The 5,261-nt window shown below is 69.6% G+C and carries 4 protein-coding genes; 1 reads left to right on the top strand and 3 read right to left on the bottom strand.

What is annotated here, in order from left to right; genetic code table 11:
• Positions 1 to 244: 244 nt before the first annotated feature.
• Entirely contained in the window at positions 245 to 2,782 is a 2,538-nt protein-coding gene (locus ACV530_RS36365; protein WP_494337013.1) for an ABC transporter permease, read from the bottom strand.
• 161 nt (positions 2,783 to 2,943) lie between these two features.
• On the opposite strand from ACV530_RS36365, the gene ACV530_RS36370 reads away from it, so the two are divergent.
• Positions 2,944 to 3,810, top strand: a complete 867-nt coding sequence (locus ACV530_RS36370) for an MBL fold metallo-hydrolase (RefSeq protein WP_494337014.1) — start codon at positions 2,944 to 2,946, stop codon at positions 3,808 to 3,810.
• Here the strand turns inward: ACV530_RS36370 and ACV530_RS36375 are convergent.
• Positions 3,791 to 4,036, bottom strand: coding sequence for a DUF397 domain-containing protein (locus ACV530_RS36375; RefSeq protein WP_494337015.1), 246 nt, complete (start codon positions 4,034 to 4,036; stop codon positions 3,791 to 3,793). The genes ACV530_RS36370 and ACV530_RS36375 overlap by 20 nt on opposite strands.
• Positions 4,033 to 4,839, bottom strand: coding sequence for a helix-turn-helix domain-containing protein (locus tag ACV530_RS36380; RefSeq protein ID WP_494337016.1), 807 nt, complete (start codon positions 4,837 to 4,839; stop codon positions 4,033 to 4,035). Before ACV530_RS36380 ends, ACV530_RS36375 begins: the two co-directional genes overlap by 4 nt.
• Positions 4,840 to 5,261: the final 422 nt, after the last annotated feature.

Genomic DNA, 5,261 nt, shown 5'->3' on the forward strand with positions numbered 1-5,261 from the left:
GACCCCCTGTCGCGGCTTCGCCGCTCGTCCTCAAACGCCGGACGGGCTGGAATGTCGGGCCCCGGTACCTTCCAGCGCGGCCCGGCACAATCCAGCCCGTCCGGCGATTGAGGACCAACGCGGCGGAGCCGCGTTGCGGGGGACCAGGGGGCGAAGCCCCCGGACAACCGCGCGGAGCGCGGGCCCGGGGGCCCGGGGGCTTGCCCCCGGAGGAAACGGTGAAAGGGCGGGACCGGGGCACCCTTCACACCCGCGCGGCCTCCACCGGCCGCATCCGCAGCGCGACCCACGTCGGGACCAGCGTCGAGCCGAGCGTCAGCGCCACCGCCCCGGCGACGACCACCCCATAGATCACCGGCGAACCCGACGGGAACCCGTCCCCGCCCACCGCCATGCTGAACGGCACCAGCGTCGTCGCCGCCGCGGCCGTACCGAGCACGAGCCCGACAACAGCCACCAGCCCACCCTCCACGGTCATCATCCGCATCACCTGCGCCCGCGTCGCCCCCGTCAGCCGCTGCAGCGCGAAGTCACGGCGCCGGTTCCCGACCGCGACCGCGGTCGAGTTGATCACCGACAGCGCGGTGTACACCACGAGCATCCCGACGATCAGGTAGTTGACCCACGCCTGGGTCTGCGTGTTACGGGCCGCATCGCCCAGCACCGCGTCCCGGCCACGGACCTCAACTCCCGGATGCCGCGCGGCCATCGCCCCGAGCGAGCTCATCAGCCGCTCCCGGCCGACACCATCATCCGCCCGCACCAGGATCTGCGTCGGCAGACCCCGCGTCGTATGCGCGGCCAGCAGCTCCGCACTGGTCAGCGCCGTCTCGAAGCCCTCACGCGCCGTGAACAGGGCCACGATCCGTACGTCCACCACCGCCCGGTCCCCCATGCGCAGCCGCACACTGTCACCGATCCCCCGGTGCATCCGGTGCGCGATCCGCTCCGGCAGGGCAAGCGTGTTGCCGTCGAGAGAGGCAAGGCTGCCCGCAGTCACCTTCGTCGCGAGCGTCTTCTCCGCACCGTCCGCGCTGACCCCCTGGAGCGCAAGCCCCTTCTTGGTCTCGTCCCCGTCGTGCGGACGCTCGGTCCACACCCGCCCGGTGACAGACGCACTCGCCCCCGCGACACCCGGCACCCGCCGCACGCTCTCCAGCAGGCCCCGCCCCACTCCGCCATCCACCGTCGTGATCACCGCATCGGCCCGCAGGCTCTCCTCGAAGGCCCGGTCCGCCACATCGGCCACCGTCGTCTGGAGGTAGATCATGCCCGTGGAGATCGCCGTCGCGAGCATGATCGGGTTGGCGATCGCGGCCATCTTGACCGTGCTCGCACGGCAGTTGAGCGCCGCCAGCCGCCCGGACGCACCCGTCAGCAGCCGTACGGGCCAGTACACCAACAGCATCACCAGCTTGGTGAACCACGGCCCCAGCAGGGCCAGCCCGATCGCGCAGCACATCACCGTCGGCCCCGCCGTGCTCGCCGCCATCGGCCCGCGCAGCACCAGCGCGGTGACCAGGCCGAGCGCCGCAGCACCCGCCAGGAACAGCAGCCCGAGAACCAGCCGCAGCGGGCTGAACCAGCGCTGCTGGACAGCAGCCTCACCGAGCGCCTCGACCGGCTTGGCGCTCACCGCATGGCGCGTCCCGAGCAGACTGCCCAGCACAGAGGTCAACAGCAGCGCACCGTACGCCGGCATCGCCGGGATCCAACCATGCCGGTAGACGACCGCGTCCGACAGCATCCCGCCGTCGACGAGCTCCTCGTACAGCCAGCGCCCCGCCAGCGGCCCCAACGGCCAGGCCGCAGCCGCCGCCAGCAGCATGATCAGCAGGGTCTCGCCGAGCAGCATCCGCCGCAGCTGGCCGGTCTCGGTACCGATCGCCCGCAGCAGGGCCAGTTCACGCCGCCGCTGCTGCGCCGCGAGCCCGACCGTACCGGCCACCACGAACACCGCGATGGCGATGGCCAGTCCGCCGAAGACACCGGCGAGCGCGATCAGGTCGTCGGCCCCCCGGACCATGTCGGGACGCTCCGAACCGCCCCGGTCGCCACCGGTCAGCAACGACACCGGCTGCCCCTTGAGCGCGGCAGCGACCCCCTTGCGCACGGTACCGAGATCCGCACCGCGCTCGAGCATGACCGCGATATCGGCCACACTGCCCGCATGCGGCGCCAGCCGCTCCGCGTCCACCGTCCCGAAGAACAGCGTCGGCTGCGGCACCTTCACCGCCCCGGCGGGCCGGACGACCCCGCTCACCCGGTAGACCGCCGACTCCCCGTGCACCGCGATCCGCACCGTGCCACCCGCCGTCACGTGGGCCCGCCCGGCAATGCCTTCGTCGAGCACGACCTCCCCACGGCGCGTCGGCTCCCCGCCCGCGACAAGCGCGTACGGCGTCACCGCCGCCGACTCCCACCCGTGCGCCAGCGCCTTGCTCCTGCCGTCGAGCACCGCGGCATCGAAGCTCCGCTCCCCCACGGCCGCCCGCACCCCCGCCACGCCACGGACCTTGTCCGTCAACTCGGCTGGAAGTTGCACCCGTTCGGGCAGCGTGACCTGCTTGTGCTTCTTCCCCGGCTGCCCGTACGACCGGTCGCCCGTGACGACTAGCTGCGCCCCGGCGAACCGCTCCGGCGGAACGTCACTGCGGATGCCGGTCTCCATCAGACCGCCACACGCCATCACCAGCGTGGCGCCGAAAGCGAGCGCGATAAAGGTGGCGACGAAGCCGCCGAAACGGTGGCGCAGGGAGCGCACTGCAAGTTTGCCGATCACTCACTGAACGCTACGGAGCGGAGGGCTCGCCGCCCATGGGAGCAGCAGGTCAACCGGGGTAGGGCTACCCCTACCCCCGATTTTTGGGATAGGCACCTCCCGCAAACAACAAGCCCTGCCGCCCCTTCCTCTTTCCGGACGGCCCGGGATACCCATGACCCATGACCTGGTTTGTCGATTCCCGGTGCAACAACTGCGACGTCGCCCGTCAGCTGGCCCCCGACCTCATCAAAGAGACCGACGGACGCTCGGAGATCCTCCGGCAGCCGCAGAACGAGGCGGAGGAAGACCAGTTGTACGCCGCCGCCCTCGCCTGCCACACGCGCTCCATCCGCGACTCGGCCGGGCGGCTCGACCCCGACCGGGATCCCTTCCCCCTCACCCTGGACTCCACCGTGTCCGTATGCGGGCACAACTCCCCGCACACGGCGGGGGCCAACTCCTATCTCCTGCGCCGCCCTTCGGGCACGCAGATGATGATCGACACCCCGCGCTGGAGCGAGGGGCTTGCCGCCCGGTACGAAGCGCTCGGCCCCGTCACGGACGTCCTCCTCACCCACCGCGACCACGTCGCCCACGGCCGCCAGTACGCCGACCGCTTCGGCGCCCGCCTGTGGATCCACGAGGGCGACCTCGACTCCCGCCCGGACGCGGACCACGTACTGCGGGGTACGGAGCCGACGCAGATCGCCGACGGCGTGATCGCGTACCCGCTGCCGGGGCACACGGAGGGCAGCGTGCTGTACGTCGCGGACGAGCGGTACTGCTTCACCGGCGACAGCTTCTACTGGTCGCGCACGGATGGCGACTTGGTGGTCGCGGAGTCCGTGACGTGGTACTCGATCGAGGTGCTGGGCGCTTCGCTCGCGCGGACGGCGCCGTTGCTGCGCTTCGAGTGGGTGCTGCCGGGGCACGGCGACCGGCTGCGACTGCCAGTGGCGGAAATGGCGGCGCGGCTGGGGCAGTTGGCGGAGCGTACGCAGCGGTTGCGGCCCCGGCCGGTGGACTTTACGGCTGTGCGGTGGTGAGGGATATGAAGTCCGCCCAGGCGCTGGCCGCTATGGCGAGCTGGGGGCCGCTTTTGCGCTTGGAGTCGCGGATGCGGACGGTGCGCGGAAGTGTTGCGACTTCGACGCACTGGCTGCCCTCGCCGCCGCTGTAGCTGGACTTGCTCCAAGAAAGCGCGACCTCGACGCACTGACTACCATCCTGCGCGCTGTGGCTCGACTTGAACCACACCGGTTGGGCGTTCATAGCTCACCTGCGACCTTTTTGATGAATCGGGCAGATTCCACAGCGCCGAGTGCATGCATACGGATTTCGCTGTGCCGCTTCACGAGCGTACTCACCCTCTCAATATCCGCATACAGCATGCTGGCCGACTGGGCTTCCTGGTAGCCGTAGAGGCTGTGATCCGAGGTCTCCAGCACAGTGAACGAACCACCAAGGCCGGGGTGGACACCGGACCCCATGGGCAGCACCTGGATGCACACATTGCGCAAATCGCCAACACTTACTAGGTGGTTGAGCTGCTCCTTCATCACCGCAGCACCGCCCACCAGGGTTCGCAACCCGGCCTCATGGATCACGAAGTTGAACACCGTGGTTTGCTTCTTCAGCAGTTCCTGCCGCTCCAGCCGTGCCGCCAGTCGCTGTTCCACGGTTTCATCGTTCGCTGGTGGGCACGTATCGGACATCAGCGCGCGAGCGTAATCCTCGGTCTGCAACAGCCCTGGGATGTACAGCACGTCGTACCAGTGCAGAGCAATCGCTTCGGCCTCGATGGCCATGTAGTCGTGCGACCAACTGGCAAACCGCTCCGGCTCCAGGAACGGATGCGCTGCCTTCAACTTCCCCTGCGCCCCGAACATTTCATCCGCCACGTCAAGCAGTCGCTGCGTAGGCCGTCGTCGCCCCGACTCCATCGCCTTGACGGTCTCGGCCGCGTACCCCGCCTCGCCGCCGAGCTCCTCGCGGCTCACACCCGCGCCCGTACGCCACAGCTTGATCTGATTCCCGCACAACCGCCACGCCATCGGCGCCGGAGACTCACTCATGCCCACGGACGCTACGACGCTCCGGCCTCGCCCGCGCAGGGTTCAACAGAACTCCCCACGTGCGTGGGGCGGCAGCGGTGGGCGGTTTACGTGGCGGGTGCGCTGCCGGCCGCCCGTATCGTCGTTGTGCATGTGAAAAGCGGCAGGCTACGGGACGGGTGGGGCCCGGGCCAGGCTCTCGTCGCCGGGCGCGGACCGACTGCGTACAGCCTGACGGCACGTCAGCGGTGAGAAGAGCGCGTCGATTAATTAGGTGCTGGTCTGGTCACGTGTGTGGTGTGGGGATGGCGGCTTGTCCGGTGAGCTGGGCGAGGTCGTGTGCGGTGGTGGCTTTGATGAGGCCTGGTGGGATGGTGTGGTCAAGTTGCTGTAGGGCGTGGGTTGTTTCCCTGACGGCGTTGCCGATGGTGGCGGAGGTGGTG

The sequence above is a fragment of the Streptomyces sp. SX-6 genome (assembly GCF_059089585.1).

Excerpts from the sequence above, each read along its gene's own strand:
- ACV530_RS36370 (WP_494337014.1), top strand. The coding sequence starts at position 2,944 with ATGACCTGGTTTGTCGATTCCCGGTGCAACAACTGCGACGTCGCCCGT.
- ACV530_RS36375 (WP_494337015.1), bottom strand. The coding sequence starts at position 4,036 with ATGAACGCCCAACCGGTGTGGTTCAAGTCGAGCCACAGCGCGCAGGAT.
- ACV530_RS36380 (WP_494337016.1), bottom strand. The coding sequence starts at position 4,839 with ATGAGTGAGTCTCCGGCGCCGATGGCGTGGCGGTTGTGCGGGAATCAG.